The organism is Candidatus Nanopusillus massiliensis (assembly GCF_920984865.1).
In genome coordinates, this window is record NZ_OV100765.1 from 456636 (window position 1) to 457099 (window position 464).

Genomic DNA, 464 nt, shown 5'->3' on the forward strand with positions numbered 1-464 from the left:
TTTCCACCATACATTGAAATTAAATTTGCATCAGCTTCCCCATTATAGGATACCATCCTTCTTCAATAATTATTGGTATATTTGATATATTTCCATTGTTTGGAGGTTCTATATNTGATCCTCGTGATGATGTATTATTTAACATTTCAATTCCATNAATAGTTGGAGTTGGGAAATAACTTCCATTTTCAACATTTAAAATCCAGTTATCTTTTGTATCATAAAACCAACCATAAAAATCAAAGACAAGTTGTCCATTATCATAAATACTTAGAGGTCCCCAACTATAATTATCATATACATAANATGACATACCAACATAAGGAGAATATTCTTCATAATAATTTTCTCCTGCAGGTCCTATATACATATAAATTGTAATATTTGAATATGNNGGAATTGAACTTGGCAATCTTACCCACCAAATAGAATAATTACCATAATATCCTGCAAACCATGAAATA